The following is a 19,620-nucleotide window of genomic DNA, read 5'->3' as shown; positions in this document are numbered from 1 at the left end:
CATCGACTCGGACCTGGTGATGGCGAGGGGCCGCGCGTTTCTCGGCTGGGTACTTGCGCGGCACTCAGATAAGTGCTATAAGAAATCTATGCCTCACGGCACAAGTTATCTGATTCGTTCTATGCAGAATAGAGTGAGTTGGAGGTGACGACCATGCTGATGCGCACTGATCCGTTCCGCGATCTGGAACGTTGGACGCAGCAGGTGTTCGGCACAGCGGCCGGCCCCGCGGTCCTGCCCATGGACGCCTGGCGTGAGGGCGACCAGTTCGTCGTCGAGATCGACGCACCGGGCATCGATCCCGACTCCCTCGACCTGAACGTCGAGCGCGACGTCGTGACCGTTCGGGCGCGCAGGCCGGAACTCGATGCCGATCGCGAGATGCTGGCCACCGAGCGGCCTCGCGGCGAGTTCAGCCGCCAACTGTTCCTGGGCGACGACCTCGACCTCGACCAGGTCCGCGCCGACTACGCCGATGGCGTGCTCCGTCTGCGGATCCCGCTGGCGGACAGGCCCGAGCCGCGCAAGATCGAGGTCGGCCGCGGCAACGGGCACAAGGCGATCGACGCCTGACCCCGGGACGGGAGACGCCGTCATGTCCGATTCGGCTGTACGTCCGCGGTCACTCGAGGAGTGCGACGCCTGGCTGCTCGACCCCGACCTCGAACGGTTGTTCGCCGAGGTCGACGCGATCCTGTGCGAGGCACGGGCCCGATTGCGCGGGCGGGCGCACCCGTCCATCCCGGCGCCGGGACCGCGGCGCGCTCCGAGCCCTTGTCCCGGCGGGGACATGCTCGGGACGCACGGGTGGCACCCCGAAGCGGGGCCTGCCACCGAACGCGGTCCTCCGCGCAACCGTCACCGCACAGTGAAATGGAAATCGGAAGAAGGAGGTGATGCCCGTATCCCACTGAGAAACCGGTTCCGCGGCGAGGCGGTCGCCGCTCCCTCCCTGTACCAGGCGCTTGCGAGCACCAGTGAGCATCTGCTCCACGCGCACCGCCACACAATGTGGCACGCAGGGATGACAGCTCGCCGCAGGAACGACCTCTCGTAGTCACGTCACTCTTCTCCTGATCGGGGGAGGGACCGCAGACCCCTCCCCCGACTCCCCCCGGCGGTTTGCCGGGCCGCGGCCAGGGTAGGCCGGAAGAGATTCATCAGGGTGCCAAGAGGAGGCTGTGATGCGACGCGCGATTCTGATCGTTCACGATATGCCCGCGGAATTCCGGCGGTGACCGACAACTCTCGCCCCGTGGGTGGCTATGTCGCCACGATGGTTGCCTACGCGACTGTAGTGGCGGTGGTCGCACTGCTCGGGAACGCGACAGGTCGCAAGCTTCCGCGCGATATGACCATTCGTGATCTGGTGGTCACCGCGTTCGCCACGCACAAGCTGTCCCGCTTGGGGAGGAAGGCCGCGGTGACGGCTCCGGTACGCGCGGCGTTCACGCGACCGGTCGCAGCTGACGGTGGGCCCGGAGAGGTGGCCGAGGAGCCGAAGGCGACCCACGGTGTCCAGCACAGCATCGGTGAGTTGCTCAGCTGCCCGTTCTGTTTCGACGTATGGGCGATCACCGGTTTGACCATCGGACACGTTTTCGCGCCGCGGATGACGCGCGTGCTGACCGACGCCGCGGCCGCCTTGGCAGGCGCCGATTTCCTGCACCTCGCATATGCCACCGCCCAGCAGATCGCCGAGGGCGAAAAGCTGGCGCTGCTGGGCTGACGAAGCGGTGTTGCACCGATCCGGTTGCACGGGCCGCCAAGGATTGTGGCTATCGTCCCGGCCGTAGCCGCAATCGGCATCGGCGGCTGGATCGATGCGGTCGCGGCAGGTCGTAGATTTCTTCTATCACTCCTGTGATATCCGTGCAAGTCCCAGCTCCTGCCTCTTACGCAAACGCGGTCTCCTCACCCCCGCAACCGACCGCCCCGTCGCGCAGACGCCATGGATCCTCGTCGATCAGATGCTCATCGCGGATGCCGCCGGTGCACGAGCGACCCTGGTGGGACTGCTCGCCGTCGTCGCCGCCGCCGCGGTCACCGTGCTACCCGTCCTGGCCTATCTGTTCTGGCTCACCCAGACCGACGCGTGGGTCCGCGACGAGCCCGCGCGTACCGGCGCACCGGAACAGGCGTAGGAGCGTCCGTGCTTCGGCGGCGGCCGGCGCAACCCGCGATCAGCGCGACGACTTCCACGCGGCGTAATGCTCGGGCAAGCAGACCGCACAGGGGCGGTAACCAGCGGAGATCGCGTCGGCTTCGGTCGCGAAGAAGACGCGATGCGCGCGGTAGGCGCCCTTCGCGAGCGCACGCAGCGCCGAAGGGCAGTCGAGACGACCGTAGATCCGGCGGCGGCGGTGGCCGCCGAATCGCCCGGGGACTGCGCTGCGATACGGTCGTCCGACGCCGTCGAGCAGCGTGCACACGGTGGCCTTATTGCGCGTCGTGCAGGACGAGACCGAGGGTGTGCCGCAGGCCGCCGCGCACGCGGCTGACCCCGTGGCGGATCGGGGCGCGGGACCAGCCGCGGCTGGCGGGCGTCGGCCGATCGCGGGTGGTGAAGACCAACGCGTGGCCTTGCTCCAGCACGGACACAGTCGCTTTGGAGTGGGCGCGCGGGCGTTGCTCCACGAGCAGGAATTCCCCGCCGGTGTGGTCGATCCCCGGCCGGTCCAGCCCGATGACGACCTGAAGCGGGAAGACCAACTCGCCGTAGAGGTCGCGATGCAGGGCGTTCCAGTCACCGGCTTGGTAGCGCAGCAGGATCGGAGTCGGCTTGGTCTGCCCCGCGGCGTGACAGATGTCGAGCCAATCACCGAACTCCTCCGGCCACGGAGCCGCGTCGCCGAGGCGATCGGCCCAGGAACGTGCCAGCGGCAACAGTTTTCGGTAGAAGGCCGCCCGCAGTTCCATGATCGGATCGGGCACCGGATGCGCGAAATAGCGGTAAGTGCCTTCGCCGAATCGATAGCGCGCCATGTCGACGGTGGATCGGAAACGGGTGAGGTCGTCCCACATGGCGGTGAATTCGGCGCACTCCCGCGGAGTGAGGATCGGCCCGGTCGCCGCGCAGCCGTGCGCGTCGACTTCCGCGAGCAGCGTCCGCCACGGCTGGGCGTCGACGCGATCCGCCAGGGCGGCGGCTTCGGCCCGCCCCGGGACGGGAGCGGGCCCGGCACGATGCTCCGCGCAGCGACCGTTCCCAACGGTTCCGGTGCTCGGCTCGGTCATGCCGCCGCCTCCAGATCCAACAGCGCGTGCTTGGCGGTGACGCCGCCGACGTACTGTCCGATGGATCCGTCCCCGCGTACCACCCGGTGGCACGGGATCACCACCGGCAGCGGGTTGCGCGCGCAGGCGGAGCCGACGGCGCGCACCGCGCGTGGGTTCCCGACGGCCGCCGCCACCGCGCCGTAACTCGCGCGCTGCCCGTAGCCGATGGCGGGCAGGTGCTCGATCACCTGGCGGCGGAACCCGGCGGCCAGCCGCAGATCCAGCGGCAGGTCGAAATGCGTCCGGTGGCCGGCGAAGTATTCCTCGATCTGCCGGGCCGCCACGTCCAAGCGGGCGGGCGCGGCGAGGATCCGGGGACTGATCCGCGCGGCCAGTGTGGCGAGTACCGCGTCGTGGTCTTCGGTCGGGTAGGCGACGCGGACCAGTCCGGCGGGCGTCGCGGCCAGCAGCAACGTCCCCACCGGGGTCTCCAGCAGGCGGTAGGCGACATCGAGCAGGCCCGCGGCGTCGGCCTCGGAGGTCAGTCGCGCGTGCAGCGTGGCGAGCAGGTCGGCGTCCGGGGTCAGCGCGCCCGACAACCCGTCACCGTGATCGAGGGTGACCATCATGATTCGTCCTTCGGGTAGAGCTTGCGCAGGGTCTTCAGGCCGTCCGCGGCGGCGCGGCGGGCGGCGTCCGGAGAATTGCCGAGCAATTCGGCGATCTCCGCGTGGGGAAGCCCGGCCAGATAGTGGTAGGCGACCGCTTGGCGCTGCTTGGTCGGCAGTGCGCGCAGGGCGGCCCACAGGTCGGGGTCGTAGTCGGCGGGTCCGGGGGCGGTGGCGGGACGCTCCGGCAACGTCTCGGCTGGGACGGGAGCGCGCGTCAGCGCCCGGCCGACGTCGAGCGCGCGGCGATGCGCGATGGTGACCAGCCATGCCTCGATGTTCGTGTCCGGGGAAAGGCCGGGAAACGCCCGCAACGCGGAGAGAAACGTTTCCGACCAGGCGTCGGCCGCGTCGGACGGGCCGAGCACCGCCCGGCAGACGCGCAACACCATCGGGCCGTATTCGGCCACTATTTCCTCGAACGGGGGCAGGCTCACACCAGGTAGACGCCGCGGGCGCCGCGAATGTGAGATCCCGTCATCGGGGCCCTTCCCGGCGCGACAGCCCGCTGGCCCGCAGCACCCGCCGCGCGATGCCCGCGCGGATGGACTCCTCGGTGCCGATGATCCGGACGTGGCGGCGTGCTCTGGTGATCGCGGTGTACAGCAATTCCCTGGTCAGCAAGGTGGATTCGGGCTCGGGCAGGACGACGGAGACGGTGTCGTACTGGCTGCCCTGGCTGCGGTGGATGGTCATGGCGAAGACGGTGACGACCGCGGGGAACTGCGTGGGATGAACCAGGTACGGCTCGCTGCCGCGTTGCAGCGCCGCGCGCAGCGAGCCGTCGGGCATCCGCACGACGACGCCGGTGTCGCCGTTGTAGATCCGCGCCTCGTGATCGTTCGCGGTGACCAGCAGCGGTTGTCCGGGATACCACGGCGCCTGCTGCGAATCGGGGCCCGCCCCCGCGGCGGCGGCCCACTCCGCGCCCATCCGGTCCCAGCGCTCCACGCCGAACGGCCCCTGCCGGTGCGCGCACAGCAGGCGATGCGTTTCCAGCGCGTGCAGCGCGCCCGTCGCGTCGCCGTCCAGGGCGGCGGCGGTGACCGTCGTCGCGGCCCGCACCACGTCGGCGCGGACCGCGGTCAGCTCGTCGGGCGCGCTGAGCGACAATTCGTCGCCGCCCGCGCGCAACAGCTCGAGCGCGGCGTCCGCGTCCCCCGCCCGCACCGCGACGGCCAGGTCGGCGATGCGTCCGCCGAACCTGCGGCCCCGGGTCAGCCGGACGATGCCGCCGCGCAGGCGGGTGCGCTCCAGCGCGGTCAGGGCCTCGGCGTGCTCGCCGGTCGCCTCCGGACCGAGGATCTCGTCGAGCACGGGATTCGGGGTGGCCGCCACGGGTCCGGCTACCAGGTCGGCGAGCACCGCGCCCGCGTCGACGGAGGCGAGCTGGTCGGGGTCGCCCACCAGGACCAGGCGGGTGTCCGGGCGCAGCGCGGCCAGCAGCCTGCTCATCATGGTCAAGGAGACCATCGAGGTCTCGTCGACCACGATCACGTCGTAGGGCAGCCGGTTGAATTCGTGGTACTTGAACCGGGTACTGCGGCCGCGCTGCCAGCCGAGCAGCCGGTGCAAGGTGGCGGCGGTGAGTTCGGGCAATCCGAGCGAAATCGCTTGCTCGCGAACGGCTTCCTGGAGGCGAGCCGCCGCTTTCCCGGTGGGAGCGGCCAGCGCGATGCGCAGCGCGGGCAACTTCGGCTCGGTCTCGCGGTGCGCGGACAGCAAGGCGATGATCCGCGCGATGGTGTGGGTCTTGCCGGTGCCGGGCCCGCCCGCGACCACAGTGGTCCAGTGCGTCGCGGCGAGCGCGGCGGCCAGGCGCTGGCGATCCGGCGCCGTGCCTGCCGACGCGTCGAACAACCGGTCCAGTTCCCGGCGCACGACGCCGGGAGCGACCACCGGATGGTGTGCGGAGCGCTCGGTGAGCACCTGCCGGATCGTCTGCTCCTGCCGGTAGTACCGATCGAGATAGAGCAGCGGACCGGCATCGCCCGGCCCCTGGGATTCGACGAGTCGCAGCGGCCGCAACGGACCCGCCGCTCCACCGCGCACCAGCGGACTCACCCGCAGCGCGGCGACCACGGCCGGGATGTCCGGCCACGGCAGCGTCGCCGGATCGATGCCCGCGTCCCAGTTCTCGTCGGCGTCCACGCCGATCTCCCGCATCCGGTGCAGTTCCAGGCACACCGAGCCGGAGCGCACTGCCCGCACGGCCAGCGCCGCGGCGAACAGCACCGGCTCCGACGATTCCCGGCCCAGCCGGCCCAACCGCAGCGCCACGTGCACGTCGGCGGCCGAGAGCACACCGGCCTCGTTGAACGTGCGCAGCAGCCCGGTGCCGCGCTGCGCCACCTGGATCGAGGTCACCGCCCCGCCTCCCCTGCCAGCAGCGCCGACAGCGCCACGACCAGATCGGCGGGCGGGTGCCAGTCGAAGACGCCGCAGCCCGCCGGCGTCTCCGGTCCGATCATGCCGCGCACGAACAGGTATCGGACTCCGCCGAGATGCCGGGCCGGGTCGTAGCCGGGCAACCGCCAGCGCAGATATCGATGCAACGCGACCGAGTACAGCAGCGCTTGCAGCGGATAGTGGGAACGCAGCATCTCAGCGGCCATGCGGTCGCGGGTGTAGTGCGCGACGGTGAGATCACCCGTGCCGAGCCGGTTGGTCTTGTAGTCGACGACGACGAATCGCGGGTGCGCGTCGCCCGCGATACGGAGCACGGCGTCGATGCTGCCGGTCAGGTAACCGCGCAGCGGTATGTCCTCGAGCGCCACAAGCTGCTCGGCGTAGGGGAACAAGTCGTCGTCGGCCGAAAGGTGCTCACGCAGCAACTCGGCGACGCGCCGCAGCGTCGCCGCGGTGGCGCCGACGCGGTCCCCGCCCGCCAGTGGCAATTCGAACTCGAGTTCGCTGAGACGGTCGCCAGGGGCGATGCCGGCCAGGCAGCCGCCCTCGAGCGGAGTACGCAGCACCGCCAGCAGCGCCGTCGCCAGCACTTCGGTATCCACTTCGGCCATCAGCTCGCCCACCGCCTCGCGGCACCGATCGCGCACCTCGGCCGCCAGATCCGGACGACCGGTGTCGATCCGCTCCAGGACGCCGTGCACCAAGGTGCCGAACTCCGCGCCGTAGGGCAGCGCGTTCATCAGCGACGCCGCGCCCGACGGTTCCGGCTCCGCCGCGCCGATCAGGGAGGCGCCCGCGGGCTCGTCGCCCGGCCCCGGCGCGCCCTCCGGTTCGCTGTCGGATTCGGGCGCCGCCGGGCCGTGCGCGGAGGCGGTCAGCGCCGAGTACGAGGTGCGCCGCCACTGCTGGTCCAGCGCCCGGTCGAAGCGGGCCGCGGCCAGTGCGCCGGGCACGGGCCCGGTGCGCGCCCGCCGGATCGCGACGCCGTCGGTTCCGGCCACCGCCGTCACCGAGATCGCCGCGCCCGCGTCCTGCGCCCACGTCGTAAGCGTTTGCGCGGCAACGGTGTCTGCGGGAACCGCGGCTCGGGCGGCGACGGCGGCGCCACGATCGGCGCGGCCGAAGACCATGCGGTGCAACGGCGACGCCGCCGTGGTGATCGCGGGCGCCCACCACGCGACGATCTGGCACATGGCGCGGGTGAGCGCGACGTACAGCAGCCGGAGTTCCTCGCCCGCCTCCTCGGCTTCACTGCGCGCCTTGCGTTCGGCGAATCCGGGAGCGTCCGCGCCGCCGACATCCAGCACGCGCGCACCGTCGTCGGCGTGGAACAGCAACGTCGCCGGGTAGGGGTTCTTCGCGCTGTCCCAGGCGAACGGCAGGTACACCACCGGGAATTCGAGTCCCTTGCTCGCGTGCACGGTGGCGATCTGGACGGGGGCGGCGTCCCGGTCGAGCCTGCGGCTGCGGTCGGCGACGGCGCCGGAGGCGGGATCGCGCACGCGGTCGGCCAGCCACCGGGTCAGCGCGGTCAGCCCCAGTCCCTCGGTGAGCGCGACTTGGTCGAGCAATTGCGCGAGGTGCCGCAGGTCGGTCAGCTGCCGCTCCCCGTTCTCCACGGCGAGCAGCCGCGGCGCCAGGCGGGTTTCGGCGGCGATCTTCTCGAACACGGCCGCGAATCCCGCGCGGGTGAACAGCCGCGCCGCCTCACGCAGCTGAGCGCTCACCCGGCCGACCAGATCGGCTCCCTCGCTGTCGATCTCGGCCGCGGTCACACCGAACAGCGGTGTGCACGCGGCCAGCCGCACCCGGTCGCCGCGATGCGGCTGTTCCAGCGCCCGCAGCACCCACAGCCAGTCGGTGGCGCTGTCGGTCGCGAAGACGCTGATACCGCCCGCGAGCACGGAGGCGACGCCGACGCGGTCCAGCGCCGCACGCACCACATCGATCTGCGAGCGGGTCCGCACCAGTACCGCGATGTCGCCCGGCCCGATCGGCCTGCGCGCCGTGTCGACCGCCTCGATCGAATCGGCTTCGGACAGTACCGTCTCCGCTTTCCCATCCAGCTGCACACCGGATTCGAGCAAGCGCACGATATCGGCGGCGAGATCGTCGGCGACCTTGGCCCGCATGCGCCCGACGGCCGGGAAGCCGGATTTGTTCAGCGGTCCCGCGCCGGTGCGCGGTAGGCACCGGACCCGCAGCGGCGTGGTGAGTTCCGAAGGTCCGGACAACCGGGACCATGGTCTGGTCGGGGCGACCGGATAGACGCGGATCTCCTCGTGCCCCAGAGCCGCCGCGCCGTGCAGGTGATCCAGCGCGGCGAGCAGTCCGGCGTCGCTGCGCCAGTTCGTGGTGAGTTCTTTGCGGACGTCGGCGTGTGCCACCGCGTCCAGGTAGCTGAGCACCTCCGCGCCGCGGAAGGCGTAGATCGCCTGTTTGGGATCACCGACCAGCACCAACGTGGCATGCCCGTGGAACGACCTGCGCAGGATGTCCCATTGCAGCGGGTCGGTGTCCTGGAATTCGTCGACCAGGGCGACGCGGTAGCGCGCCCGGATGCGACGGCACGCGCGCGGGCCGTGCTCCGGGTCGGCGAGCACGTCGTGCAGCAGTACCAGCAGGTCGTCGAAGTCGCGCAGCCCGGCCAGCCGCTTGCGGCGCTCGGTCTCCGCGCGTACGGCGCGCGCGAATGCCACCCGCTCGCCGGCCTCGCCGTCGGGCTCGAGCGCCGCGTGCCGGTCTCGCACGGCGGCCAGCGCGAGCGTGCGGGCCTCCTTCACCGAGAACGGCGCTTCCCCGCGCGCGTAGCGTTGGAGATACAGATCGTCGACGACGGTGCCGACGAGATCGTCGACGGTCTCCACCAGCCTGGTGCCCGGGTCGTGTTCACCCGCGAGGCCGAGCTCGTCGAGCATGCGCTGGCAGAAGCTGTGCGTGGTGGCGATGGTGCCCGCGTCGAAATCCGACAGGGCGGTCAGCAACCGTCGCCGCCGCGACCGCACCTCGTCTTCCCCGGCCTGCGCGAGGTGCCGGACCAGTTCGTCGGCGTGCGCCCTGGCCGCGTTCGGATCGGTCAATCCCGCGGCGACGGCGACGAATCGGTCGCGGGTGCGTTCCCGCAGCTCCTGGGTCGCCGCGCGGCTGAAGGTCACCAGCAGCAGCTGGGACACGTCGACACCCGCCTCGGCGACATAGCGCACGGCGAGACCGACGATGGCGTGGGTCTTGCCGGTGCCCGCGCTGGCCTCCAGCACGGTCGTGCCGGTGGGCAGCGGTCCGTACGGTTCGAACGCGGCCGCATCGAAAGCGTTTGCCGGGAAGGAGGTCTCCTGCACGGTCATGTGCGCCTCCCTCTTGCGCGGCCGGTGGTCACACACTCGGCGGACGGCGCGCTCGCCCCGGTGACCGGCCACGCCACCGGGACCCGAAACGACTGTCCGAGCTGACATTCTGCCGCGCCCCCGGCCGCCCACCGGCGACCGACACGCGCCGCGTCGGCGTATTCCGGTGTCATGTGCCGCGTCGGTTCGCGATCGGTCACGGCTGGCCCTGGCTTTCCGCGGCCAGCAACGGGGCCCACATCCGGCGGGCCAGCGCGCCGAAGCGGGTGCTCTCGCCGGGTTCGCCCGCCGCGGCGGGCGCGGCCATGAGGTCCTCGAGCCGGGGCGCCGGGCCCCAGACGTAGCGCAGGTGTCGGTCGGTGTGATCGCCGAAGGGCCCTGGACCGTTGGGGCCGCCGTTGAATTCGCGCTCCGCCGCCGCGATCGCGTCGGCGGTGCTCGCGCCGCGGAAACGACGTTCGGCGTATACCGCGGTGGCGGCGGGCGCGACGGGCAGCGGTTCGGTCAGGCCCTCGTCGCGCAGCGCGACGAGCCTCCGCAGGATCTCCCCCGCCGCGGGCGCGTCGGGTGCGGTGAGCTCGCACCGCCAGGTCGGACGGCCGAATTGGCCGCGGCCGGTGCTCACCGCCCGCCAGGAACGGTCCTCGGTGACGGTCAGCGCCAGCAGCGAAACCCACGCTCCGATCCGGTGTTTGGGGGCCAGCCGGGAGAAGGTGGTGCGGACCAGGGTGTCGCCGCGCACCTCGGGCACGGTGCCGGTGAGCCGCCGCCCGTTGCCCAGGTCGATCGCGATGTCCACCGCGCGCGCCGGGCCCGCGTAGTCCGCCTGCGCGGCGCGCACCAACCGGTCGACGGTGTGCTCCACCTCGTCGAGCACGGCGGCGCCGAATCCGAACGGCGGCAGCGTGCCGCGCCGCCACTCCGCCGCCCGCAGCCCGGCCGGATCCGCGCCGGTCAGGCGGGCCGCGAGCAGGCGTTCGCCCAGCTCCCACTTGGCCAAGCCGTCCAGCTCGATGGGCAGCCGGTCGGCGATGTCCTCGTCGTGCTCAGGAACCCGCAGACCGAGCCGCTGCCACAGGAAAGCGCGCACCGGGTGCTCCACGAACGAGATGAGATCGGCCAGCGCGACATCCGCCGTTCGCGCGGCGGGCAGCGGCGCGGTCAAGAATCCGGGCCGCGGCAGCGCGGGTCCATCGGCCGCGTGCGCGCCGGCCAGGGCCACCGTGTCGAAACTGAACGGCTGCTCGGCCCGGAAGTTCCTGCGATCGAAGGATTGCAGCGGATGCCGCGTCACCACCGAGCGCATCGCCGCGGCGCCGACGTGGGCCCGCAGCGCGTCCAGCAACTCGGCCACCGGAACGGCGGGCGGCCGGTGCGCCCCGCTGACCGGGTCGGCGCCGGTGTGGAACACCAGCAGCGTGTCCCGCGCCGCGAGCACGGCGTCCAGCAGCAGTTGCCGGTCCTCGCTGCGCGGATCGCGTTCGCCCAGCAGGGGTTCACGGGCCAGCACGTCGTCTCCGTCCGCGGCGCTCGCGCGCGGGAACATCTCGTCGTCCAGGCCGAGCAGCACCACCACCCGGTGCGGCACCGACCGCATCGGCACCATCGTGCAGACGGTCAGTTCGCCGGTGCGGAAGTTGGCCCGCGTCGGGCGCGCCGCCAGCCGCGAACGCAGCAGCACACCGACGTCGGCCAGCCGCAACGACACCTCGCCCGCGTGGTCGGTGGCGGCGGCGAGTTCCTGCCTGGCCTCGGTACGCACCCAGGCCTGCGCGTCCGGCACGTCGGTCAGCAGATCCAGCGCGCGGCCGAGCGCCGCCGCCCATTCGTGCGCGGGACGGGGGCCGCGCAGGTCGCGCAGGCACACCGCGAGCCGGTCGACGAACTCCGCGAAGCGTCCGGCCAGATCGACGTCGTTGCTGTCCACGTCGTCCAAGGGCAGCGCGAGATCCAGCCAATCGTCGGAGGTCTCGCCCGCGGTGACCCCCAGCAGGATCCGGTCCACCGCGCTGTTCAGCGTGTTCTGCGCGAAATCGGCGAGCCCGAACGCTTGGCGCTGACGCTGCCCGATGCCCCACCTCGCCCCGGACTCGGCCGCCCACTCGCGCAATCGTTCGATGTCGTCGTCATCGAATCCGCAACGACGCCTTACCGGTTCGGCGGCGGCGAGATCGAGCACCTGGGTCACCGTCACCCGGCCGTCGGCCAGCTCGAGCAGCACTGCGATGACCGCGAGCAGCGGATTGGTCACCCCGCGTCCCCGGTCGGCCAGGCGCACCCGCAAGCGGTGCGCCGGATGCTCCGAGTCGCTCTGCGTCTCCGGCGATCCCGGCGCGCGCTGCCCGAATGCCGCGCGCACCAGCGGCGCGTACGCCTCCACCTCCGGGCACATGATCAGCACGTCGCGCGGCTCCAGCGTCTCGTCGGCCGCGAACAGCCCGAGCAGGCTTTCCCGCAGGACCTCCACCTGCCGTGCGGGGCCGTGACACGCGTGCACCTGCACGGTGCCGTCGGCGCCGACCTGCCCCGCCACCGGGGGCCAACGGTCGTCCCGGATACCTCGTTGCAGCGCACGCAGCAATGTCATGGACGAATCACGCTGTGCCGCAACGTCATCGAGTTCACTGACCGGATGATAGGTGTCGGTTCCTGTGACGGCGGACGCGGCCAACCGCTGCTGCAACTCCCGGACGTCGCGCGCCAGTCCCGCCAGCAGCGGATGGGTGACCGCCGTGGCACTGCGGTCCTCGGCGCGCGTGCGGGCAGGGGGCAACTCGCTCAGGGTCGACCAGAGGACCGGACTCGGATGCACGAGCCACAGGTGCACGTCGCGACCGGCGGCCAGCGCCGACAGCACGGCCAACTGGTCGCCGGCCAACCGGGTCACGCCGAACAGCGACAACCGCGGCGGCAGCGCGACCAGATCCGGCCGCGCGCGCAGCCGGGCACAGGCGGCGTCGAGCCGCTCGGCCGGGCTCGGCGCCCCGATCTCGGCGCGCAGCCCGCGCCACAGCATCGGCTGCCAGAGCAGGTCGTCGGGTATCGGAGCGCCCGCACCATCGGTGTCCAGGCCCGCCGCCCACTCGGTGATCAGGGCGGGACGCTGAGCGGCGTAACTGTCGAACAGCGCGGCGACCTGTGCCGCGGTCGCGTAACGCCGTCCGGCGCGGTGCTCGCCGCCCGTGGTGTCTCCTGCGCCGAGATGCCTGGCGGGCACCGCGCACCAGGGCTCGGACAGCGAGGCGTCGATCACCCGCAGCAGCGTCCACACCGCCCGCTCCTGCGCCCACGGATCCTCCGCCTGCGCCACCCCGCTCGCCGCGGCCAGCGCCTCCGCGACCAGCGCGGCAGGCGAGGGGAAGGCGATGTTGGCGCACACGCCGTCGGCCGCTCCCCCCGCGCCGAGCACCCCCGAGAGCGTCTGCGTCAGCCAGCGCTCCACGCCTTTCGCGGGCACCGCGACCACCTCGGGCGCGAACGGGTCTTCCTGGGGCGACGCCAGCACCCCGGCGAGCGCACGGGCGAGGACGTCGGCGCGCTCGGCACGGTGGATGTGCAGCGGCATCTGCGCCCTCTCGATCGGTGGTGTCCGGCTGCCCGGCCTCGGACTTCGTGCACGTTTATACGCCCAGCGACCGACGTGCAACCGCACCGCCCCATCCGGAGGTCAGTGAAATAGACCACACCAGAACGGATTACTCCGACGTGTCACACGGGCGCCGCGGCGGGGATGTGCGACAGTGCTGCACCGGGGAGGAGAGCTTGCACCGGGGCGGAACGAGAGAGCTGCACCGAAAGGCTGGTTCGCGTTCTATGGATGCGATGGTGATTCCCCTGCTCCCGAAAGGCGGATTCACGGTCCGCCGGATCGGTGACCGCTGGGACCTGATCAACTCGCGCCACTACGGTCGCACCGTAGTCCTGCATTCCTGGCCGAGGGACCGGCACACCGAGGCCTTCGAGCACTGCTACCGGCTCAACGGACGCACCGTCGAGGAACTGCGCGCCGCCTTCCGCTGACGTGCCCGGCCTGCGGTGACGATCGAAATCCACTGCGGCGCAAGCACCCGGAACGGGTGTTAGCACACCCTGGATCCGAGCTCAAGACGTGCGTCCGGACCCGCGATGTGCGATCGTCATCCCTCGTGCGTTATCCGTCCCCCGCCACCCGAACCGTTCCCCGCGTGGCCGCTTCCGCCTGTGTCCTCGCCGCAGCGGCGATCATCACTGCGAGCCTGCCCGCCGCGCTCCCGATCGCGGGCGCGGTGCCGCTCGCGCACACGCAGGGCTGCCTGCCCGGCTTCGACTGCGATCTGAGCAGCCGCATCGCGAAGGCCGACGCCTACCTCAACACCCGTCCCGGTGTCACCGGTTACGTCTTGCGCGACCGGGTGTCCGGCGGGGTCTACGCCAACGCCAACGCCGAGAACGCGGTCTGGACCGCCTCCACGATCAAGCTCGCGATCGCCGCGGACCTGCTCAACCGGGCGCGGGTCGGCGCCATCAACCTGACCCCCGAGGACCGCGGCCTGATGGAGGGCATGCTCGCGACCTCGAACGACGGCGCCGCCGACCTGCTCTGGACCAAGTACGCGGGCGTCGACCGGATGGCGTTCAACAACGCCTTCCGCGCCAACGGGATGAGCTCGCTGGTTCCCCAGCCGACCAACACCGCGCTGTTCCCGGACTGGTCGTTCCAGAAGTGCACCGCCGCCGACCTCGACCGCCTGATGGACAACGTCCTCAACCACATGCACCCCGACGACCGCAACTACCTCGTCGATCGGATGCGCGCGGTGGACTCCAACCAGCACTGGGGCGTGTGGGGCGCGGGCGCGAGTATGCGTCCCGGACTGAAGAACGGCTGGTCGGCCGAACAGGGCGGCTGGGTGGTCAACTCGGTCGGCTTCGCGGGACCGGGCGAGCGCTACACCCTGGCCATCATGAGCTCGCTGGGTGACGCGGGCGGCTACACCGAAGGCGCCGAGACCGACACCAAGCTCGCGGAGATCCTGCTCGCGGGCCGCTGACCGCCCGGCCGCTCAGGCGGCCGCGCGCCTGCGCAACGTCATCGGCGCACCGTCCCTGGGGAAGGGAATCGTGGTGAATCCCCAGGGCATGCGGTATTTCTCGGGGATCCGCCACTCGTATGCACGCACCAGGGCGGCGGTCACCGTCTTCACCTCGAACGTGCCGAAGTGCATCCCGATGCACTTGTGCGCGCCCGCTCCGAACGGCATCCACGCGAGGCGGTGCGACTTGTCCTCGCGCCGCTGTTCGCCGAATCGCTCCGGATCGAAGCGTTCGGGGTGGGTCCACAGTTCGGGCAGCAAGTGATTCACCTGGTAGGCGAGGTCCACCGGGGCGCCGGCCGGAATGTAGTGGCCGGCGATCTCGGTGTCGCGCACGGCGCGGCGCGACAGTCCAGGAACCGGCGGCATCAGCCGCAGGCTTTCCCGGACCACCAGATCCAGATCGTGCAGCGCCTCCAGGTCCGCGATGGCGGGCGCCCCGTCGCCGAGGCGCGCGTCCATGTCGAGCACCTCGGCGCGCACCCGCTGTTGCCACTCCGGGTGCTTGCCCAGGTAGTACGCGACGGCGGTGGCGGTCGTCGTCGTGGTGTCGTGCGCCGCCATGATCAGGAAGATCATGTGGTTCACCACGTCGGCGTCACCGAAGACGCCGCCGTCCTCGCTGCGCGCGTGGCACAACCCGGAGAAGAAGTCCGCCGTCTCGACGCGGCGCTTCTCCGGCAGCATCGCGGTGAAATAGTCCTCGAGCACTCTCCTGCCGCGCAGCCCGGCCCGCCAGTTGCCGCCCGGCACCGAATGACGGATGATCGCCAGCCCCGCGTGCGTGCAGTCGACGAACGCGTCGATGAGCTGGCCGCGCCGCGGGCCGACATCGACCGCCATGAACGTCTCGCCGGCGATCTCGAGGGTCAACTCCTTGATCGCCGGATACAGCCGCACCGTGCGTTCGGCGTCGCGCCCTCCTGGCACCCAGCGTGCGATGTACTCCCGCGCCACCGGCGTCAGCGCCGCCAAGTGCGCTTCCAGCCGGTCCCTGGTGAACGCCTGCTGCATGATCTTGCGGTGGAATTTGTGCTCGTCGAATTCGAGCAGCAGCAAGCCGCGCCGGAAGAACGGTCCGATGAAGTAGTCCCAGCCCTGACCGAAGTCACGGCGCCGGTGCCCGAGTACTTCGTCGAGTGCGTCCGGTCCCGCGACCAGCACCCGGTCGACACCGAGCGATGTGTTCAGCGAGACGGGTCCGTACCTGCGGTAACGCTCCATCATCTCGGCCGGGCCCCAGCGCATGTAGTGCAATGCCCGGCCCAGGTAGGGCAGCCCGGCATCGCCGCGCACCGCGACGGTGCCGCTCCCCCGCGGCGGGGTGGCCAGCACTTGGCGCCGTTCCGGCAACAATCCCAGCGCCCGGTCGATCAGATGGCCGTGCGGTACCTCGATCAGCGCGATGTTCTCCGAATCGGCCCGCACGCTGGGCTTCCGGCCGATCGCACGGTCACCGGCGACCATGGCAATCCTCCCTGAGCGACAATTACCATCGTAGGCTCTCGACCTCGCCCGCTCGGCCGGTTCGGTCGCGACGATCCTCCCCGCCCCGGCCCGGCGGCAGTGAGATATCGCACCGCAACACGCCAAGAACGGACATCTCGTCGTGACGGTGCCCGACTCGACGGCTACGGTTTAGCTGTCAGGAACCCCCGCCGGGGACGACCCCCAGGTCCATCGAGGAGCAGGACGATGAGCACTCAGACTGTCGAGAACGGCCGACACCGGGTGGTGGTGATCGGCTCGGGCTTCGGCGGCCTGTTCGGCACCAAGCACCTCAGGCGCGCCGACGTAGACATCACGCTGATCTCGAAGACCTCGACCCACCTGTTCCAGCCGCTGCTCTACCAGGTCGCCACCGGCATCCTTTCGGTCGGCGAGATCGCGCCCGCCACGCGGCTGGTGCTGCGCAAGCAGAAGAACGCGCAGGTGCTGCTCGGCGAGGTCACCGACATCGACCTGACCGCCAAGACGGTCACCTCGCGCCTGCTCGACAAGGACACCGTCACACCCTTCGACAGCCTGATCGTCGCGACCGGCGCGCAGCAGTCCTACTTCGGCAACGACCGGTTCGCCACCTACGCGCCGGGCATGAAGACGATCGATGACGCGCTCGAGCTACGTGGCCGGATCCTCGGCGCCTTCGAGCAGGCCGAGCTCGCGACCACCCAGGAGGAGCGCGACCGCCTGCTGACCTTCGTCATCGTCGGCGCGGGCCCGACCGGCGTCGAGCTGGCCGGACAGATCGCCGAGCTGTCCGACCGCACGCTGGAGGGCACCTTCCACAACATCGATCCGCGCGACGCGCGGGTGGTGCTGATCGAGGGCGCGGGCGCGGTGCTCGGCCCGATGGGCCCGAAGCTGGGCAGCAAGGCCGAGCGGCGCCTGGAGAAGATGGGCGTGGAGATCCAGCTCAACGCCATGGTGATCGATGTCGACGCCTTCGGCGTCACGGTGAAGGACGCCGACGGCACGATCCGCCGCATCGAGTCGGCGTGCAAGGTGTGGTCGGCGGGCGTGCAGGCCAGCCCGCTGGGCAAGCTGATCGCCGACCAGTCCGACGGCACCGAGGTCGACCGCGCGGGCCGGGTCGTGGTCGAGCCGGACCTCACCGTCAAGGGCCACCCGAACGTGTTCGTGGTCGGCGATCTGATGTCGGTGCCGAACGTGCCGGGGCAGGCGCAGGGCGCCATCCAGGGCGCGACCTACGCCGCCCGGCAGATCACCGCGGGGCTGAAAGGCCAGACGCCGCAGGAGCGCAAGCCGTTCAAGTACTTCAACAAGGGCAGCATGGCCACGATCTCGCGGTTCAGCGCCGTGTGCCAGGTGGGCAAGCTGGAGTTCGGCGGCTTCATCGCGTGGCTGGCCTGGCTGGCGCTGCACCTGTACTACCTGGTCGGCTACCGCAGCCGGATCATCACCGTCATCCAGTGGTTCGTCACCTTCCTCGGCCGCAGCCGCGGACAGATGGCGGCCACCGAGCAGTGGGTGTTCGCACGGTTGGCTCTGGAGGCGATCAGCAACGCCGACGACGAGGAAGCCGAACAGCTGGCCGCCGCTCTCGGCGCTTCCACCAACAGCCGGGTCGCGGTGGACAAGGCGCATACCGACGCGAAAGCCGGCTGATCCCGCCGTAATAGCGTGTTCGACCAATCCAGGTCACCGGCAGATCCGAATGTGGGGCGTCGACGTCTCCTTCGGATGAAAGGTGATCTATGCGCACAGGCAAGCACCGAGCACCCAAACCGCACCGGGCGAAGTTGGGTCCTCTCTTCGCCGTGGGAACGGTTCCTCTCGTTCTCGCGCTGGTGGGAACCGGCACCGCCGACGCGGCGCCCGATCGCCCCGTTCCGGTGACCCGGACGGATCCCACCGATCAGCCGGCCCAGTGGCCCGCGGCCGAGGCGCCGAACGTGCGCCCGTACGAAGGTGTGCGGATTCCGGACGACACGCTGAGTTCGTTGCAGTGGGCGCGTCCGTTGCCGAATCCGAAGTATCTGGCCCCGCTCGAAGGGCTGCACGGCCCCGTTCCCGTCGCCCCGGTGCCGCCGATCGCGCCGCCGCCGCACAAGCTGCGCTTCGGAGACGTGCAGGTCGACGCGCCGGATTGGCTGTACCGGGAGCAGGCGATCCAGCTCAACGACGGCGCCGCGATGGCCGAGGCGAATATCGCGACGTACCTCGACTCGATCGGGATGGAACGCACGAGGTCCGATCGGGTGGCGGGCCAGACCGTGGGCGCCGCCGCCATCGGCGCCGCGGCGGGCGCCGCGTTCGCGAGTCCGTTCGCGCTGTTCGGAGCGGCCGTCGGCGGAGGTCTCGCCCTGGCCATCGGCCTGCCGTTCGCGCCGATCGGTCTCGCCGCGGGCCCGATCGGGGCCGCTTACGGCGCGGCCCTGATGGCCGCCCCGTTGGCTGCCATCGGCGCGGGGATCGGCGCGGGACTCGGCGCGGTGCACGCGCTGAGCGCACCTCCCCGGGCGCAGGGCGCGCCGGAGGCGGTCGATCCGGCCCCGGAGAACACCGCCCCGGCTTCGGAAGCCACCGACACAGCTCCGGAGGCCGGAGACACGGCCCCGGAGACTGCCAACGGCTGATCGGATGGGGCTTCCGAGGAGCGAGCCGGAAAGGGTGGGAACCCGACGACGCTGTCGGGCTCCCACCCTTTCTATCTCCAGCTCTCGGCCGGATTACACCTGTATCGAACGACACGATTGATCAGCGCCGCGGCTCGGCACGCTCCATTCCGGAGACGCTCAACAGCGCCCCGGTGCGGGTGAACAAACTGCCACCCGCTGCCAGCGGCAGCCGCGTCTGCGTCAAATCCTTTGTCGCCGCGGCACACTCGTCCGGGTAGACGAGTTCGCTCTCCAGGGCGCGAGGCGCGGACAGCGCGTCGTCGGCCGCTGTGTCCGCGCCCAGCGCCAGCCGGTGGCGCAGCAGAGGCGTGTCGTCGACATCGGCGATAAGGTCACCGCGCCATACGCCGCCGTCCTCGCCCGCGCGGCCGACCTGGACGCGTTCACGCATTCGCAGCCGGGCGCCGGAATCCAGCCGGATCGTGGTGACCGTGTGGTGCCGCGCACCGCCCGCGACGATCATCGGCTCGGGATCGAAATCCAATACTCCCCCACTACCGACCTCGAGGTGCCAGCGTCCGCACGATCGCGGCGTCGCCACGCCCGGCAGTGCCAGTGTCGCCGCGACCGAGCGGACCACCAGTTCGGCACCCGGCGCGACCTTGATCACGATGTCGAGTTCGTCGCCGCCCAGCGGAGTGGCAGCGGTGCCGATCAGGTGGACCGCACGCGGTCCCGTGCGGCGGGCCGACAACCCGCCGCTCGCATGAATCTCCGGAAGCGTCCCCGGGCGAGCGACGATGCGTAACTGCGTGCGCACCGGCGG

At 71.1% G+C, this 19,620-nt stretch carries 16 protein-coding genes; 7 read left to right on the top strand and 9 right to left on the bottom strand.

Features of this window, described 5'->3' with window-relative positions:
* Positions 1–153: 153 nt before the first annotated feature.
* From ACWEO7_RS02110 to ACWEO7_RS02100, 3 genes are all read left to right on the top strand, one after another.
* On the top strand, positions 154–573 hold the full coding sequence (locus ACWEO7_RS02110) for an Hsp20/alpha crystallin family protein (protein WP_452420114.1): 420 nt from the start codon (positions 154–156) through the stop codon (positions 571–573).
* Between the two features lie 661 nt (positions 574–1,234).
* Complete coding sequence (locus ACWEO7_RS02105) at positions 1,235–1,729, top strand: DUF1360 domain-containing protein (RefSeq protein ID WP_452420113.1); 495 nt, start codon at positions 1,235–1,237, stop codon at positions 1,727–1,729.
* A gap of 94 nt (positions 1,730–1,823) precedes the next feature.
* A complete protein-coding gene (locus ACWEO7_RS02100; protein WP_452420112.1) occupies positions 1,824–2,144 on the top strand; it encodes a hypothetical protein in 321 nt (106 codons plus the stop codon).
* Between the two features lie 39 nt (positions 2,145–2,183).
* On the opposite strand, the gene ACWEO7_RS02095 is transcribed toward ACWEO7_RS02100, so the two are convergent.
* From ACWEO7_RS02095 to recC, 7 genes are all read right to left on the bottom strand, one after another.
* Positions 2,184–2,432, bottom strand: coding sequence for an Ada metal-binding domain-containing protein (locus ACWEO7_RS02095; RefSeq protein ID WP_452420111.1), 249 nt, complete (start codon positions 2,430–2,432; stop codon positions 2,184–2,186).
* A 7-nt stretch (positions 2,433–2,439) separates the two neighbouring features.
* Positions 2,440–3,237: a 2OG-Fe(II) oxygenase gene (locus tag ACWEO7_RS02090; protein WP_452420110.1), complete on the bottom strand. Its 798-nt coding sequence runs from the start codon at positions 3,235–3,237 to the stop codon at positions 2,440–2,442.
* Entirely contained in the window at positions 3,234–3,845 is a 612-nt protein-coding gene (locus ACWEO7_RS02085; protein ID WP_452420256.1) for a methylated-DNA--[protein]-cysteine S-methyltransferase, read from the bottom strand. The genes ACWEO7_RS02090 and ACWEO7_RS02085 overlap by 4 nt, the downstream gene beginning before the upstream one ends.
* On the bottom strand, positions 3,845–4,318 hold the full coding sequence (locus ACWEO7_RS02080; RefSeq protein ID WP_452420254.1) for an RNA polymerase sigma factor: 474 nt from the start codon (positions 4,316–4,318) through the stop codon (positions 3,845–3,847). Before ACWEO7_RS02080 ends, ACWEO7_RS02085 begins: the two co-directional genes overlap by 1 nt.
* 46 nt (positions 4,319–4,364) lie before the next feature.
* Positions 4,365–6,254 carry an exodeoxyribonuclease V subunit alpha gene (recD, locus tag ACWEO7_RS02075; protein ID WP_452420109.1) on the bottom strand — a complete coding sequence of 630 codons (1,890 nt, stop codon included), beginning with the start codon at positions 6,252–6,254 and terminating at the stop codon, positions 4,365–4,367.
* Positions 6,251–9,640, bottom strand: a complete 3,390-nt coding sequence (locus tag ACWEO7_RS02070) for a UvrD-helicase domain-containing protein (protein ID WP_452420108.1) — start codon at positions 9,638–9,640, stop codon at positions 6,251–6,253. Before ACWEO7_RS02070 ends, recD begins: the two co-directional genes overlap by 4 nt.
* Before the next feature lie 196 nt (positions 9,641–9,836).
* Positions 9,837–13,205, bottom strand: coding sequence for an exodeoxyribonuclease V subunit gamma (gene recC / locus ACWEO7_RS02065; RefSeq protein ID WP_452420107.1), 3,369 nt, complete (start codon positions 13,203–13,205; stop codon positions 9,837–9,839).
* A gap of 257 nt (positions 13,206–13,462) precedes the next feature.
* Between recC and ACWEO7_RS02060 the strand changes: the two genes are divergently transcribed.
* Entirely contained in the window at positions 13,463–13,660 is a 198-nt protein-coding gene (locus ACWEO7_RS02060) for a hypothetical protein (protein ID WP_355070929.1), read from the top strand.
* A 164-nt stretch (positions 13,661–13,824) separates the two neighbouring features.
* Positions 13,825–14,670: a tat pathway signal sequence gene (locus tag ACWEO7_RS02055; protein WP_452420106.1), complete on the top strand. Its 846-nt coding sequence runs from the start codon at positions 13,825–13,827 to the stop codon at positions 14,668–14,670.
* A 12-nt stretch (positions 14,671–14,682) separates the two neighbouring features.
* Here the strand turns inward: ACWEO7_RS02055 and ACWEO7_RS02050 are convergent, their stop codons facing one another.
* Positions 14,683–16,179 carry a cytochrome P450 gene (locus tag ACWEO7_RS02050; RefSeq protein WP_452420105.1) on the bottom strand — a complete coding sequence of 499 codons (1,497 nt, stop codon included), beginning with the start codon at positions 16,177–16,179 and terminating at the stop codon, positions 14,683–14,685.
* Between the two features lie 228 nt (positions 16,180–16,407).
* On the opposite strand from ACWEO7_RS02050, the gene ACWEO7_RS02045 reads away from it, so the two are divergent.
* Positions 16,408–17,841 carry an NAD(P)/FAD-dependent oxidoreductase gene (locus tag ACWEO7_RS02045; protein ID WP_452420104.1) on the top strand — a complete coding sequence of 478 codons (1,434 nt, stop codon included), beginning with the start codon at positions 16,408–16,410 and terminating at the stop codon, positions 17,839–17,841.
* Positions 17,842–17,993: 152 nt separating this feature from the next.
* Entirely contained in the window at positions 17,994–18,812 is an 819-nt protein-coding gene (locus ACWEO7_RS02040; RefSeq protein WP_452420103.1) for a hypothetical protein, read from the top strand.
* A 121-nt stretch (positions 18,813–18,933) separates the two neighbouring features.
* On the opposite strand, the gene ACWEO7_RS02035 is transcribed toward ACWEO7_RS02040, so the two are convergent.
* Complete coding sequence (locus tag ACWEO7_RS02035; RefSeq protein ID WP_452420102.1) at positions 18,934–19,614, bottom strand: urease accessory protein UreD; 681 nt, start codon at positions 19,612–19,614, stop codon at positions 18,934–18,936.
* Positions 19,615–19,620: the final 6 nt, after the last annotated feature.

Source organism: Nocardia sp. NPDC004260 (assembly GCF_053603155.1).
This window is presented reverse-complemented; position numbering and strand designations above follow the sequence as displayed.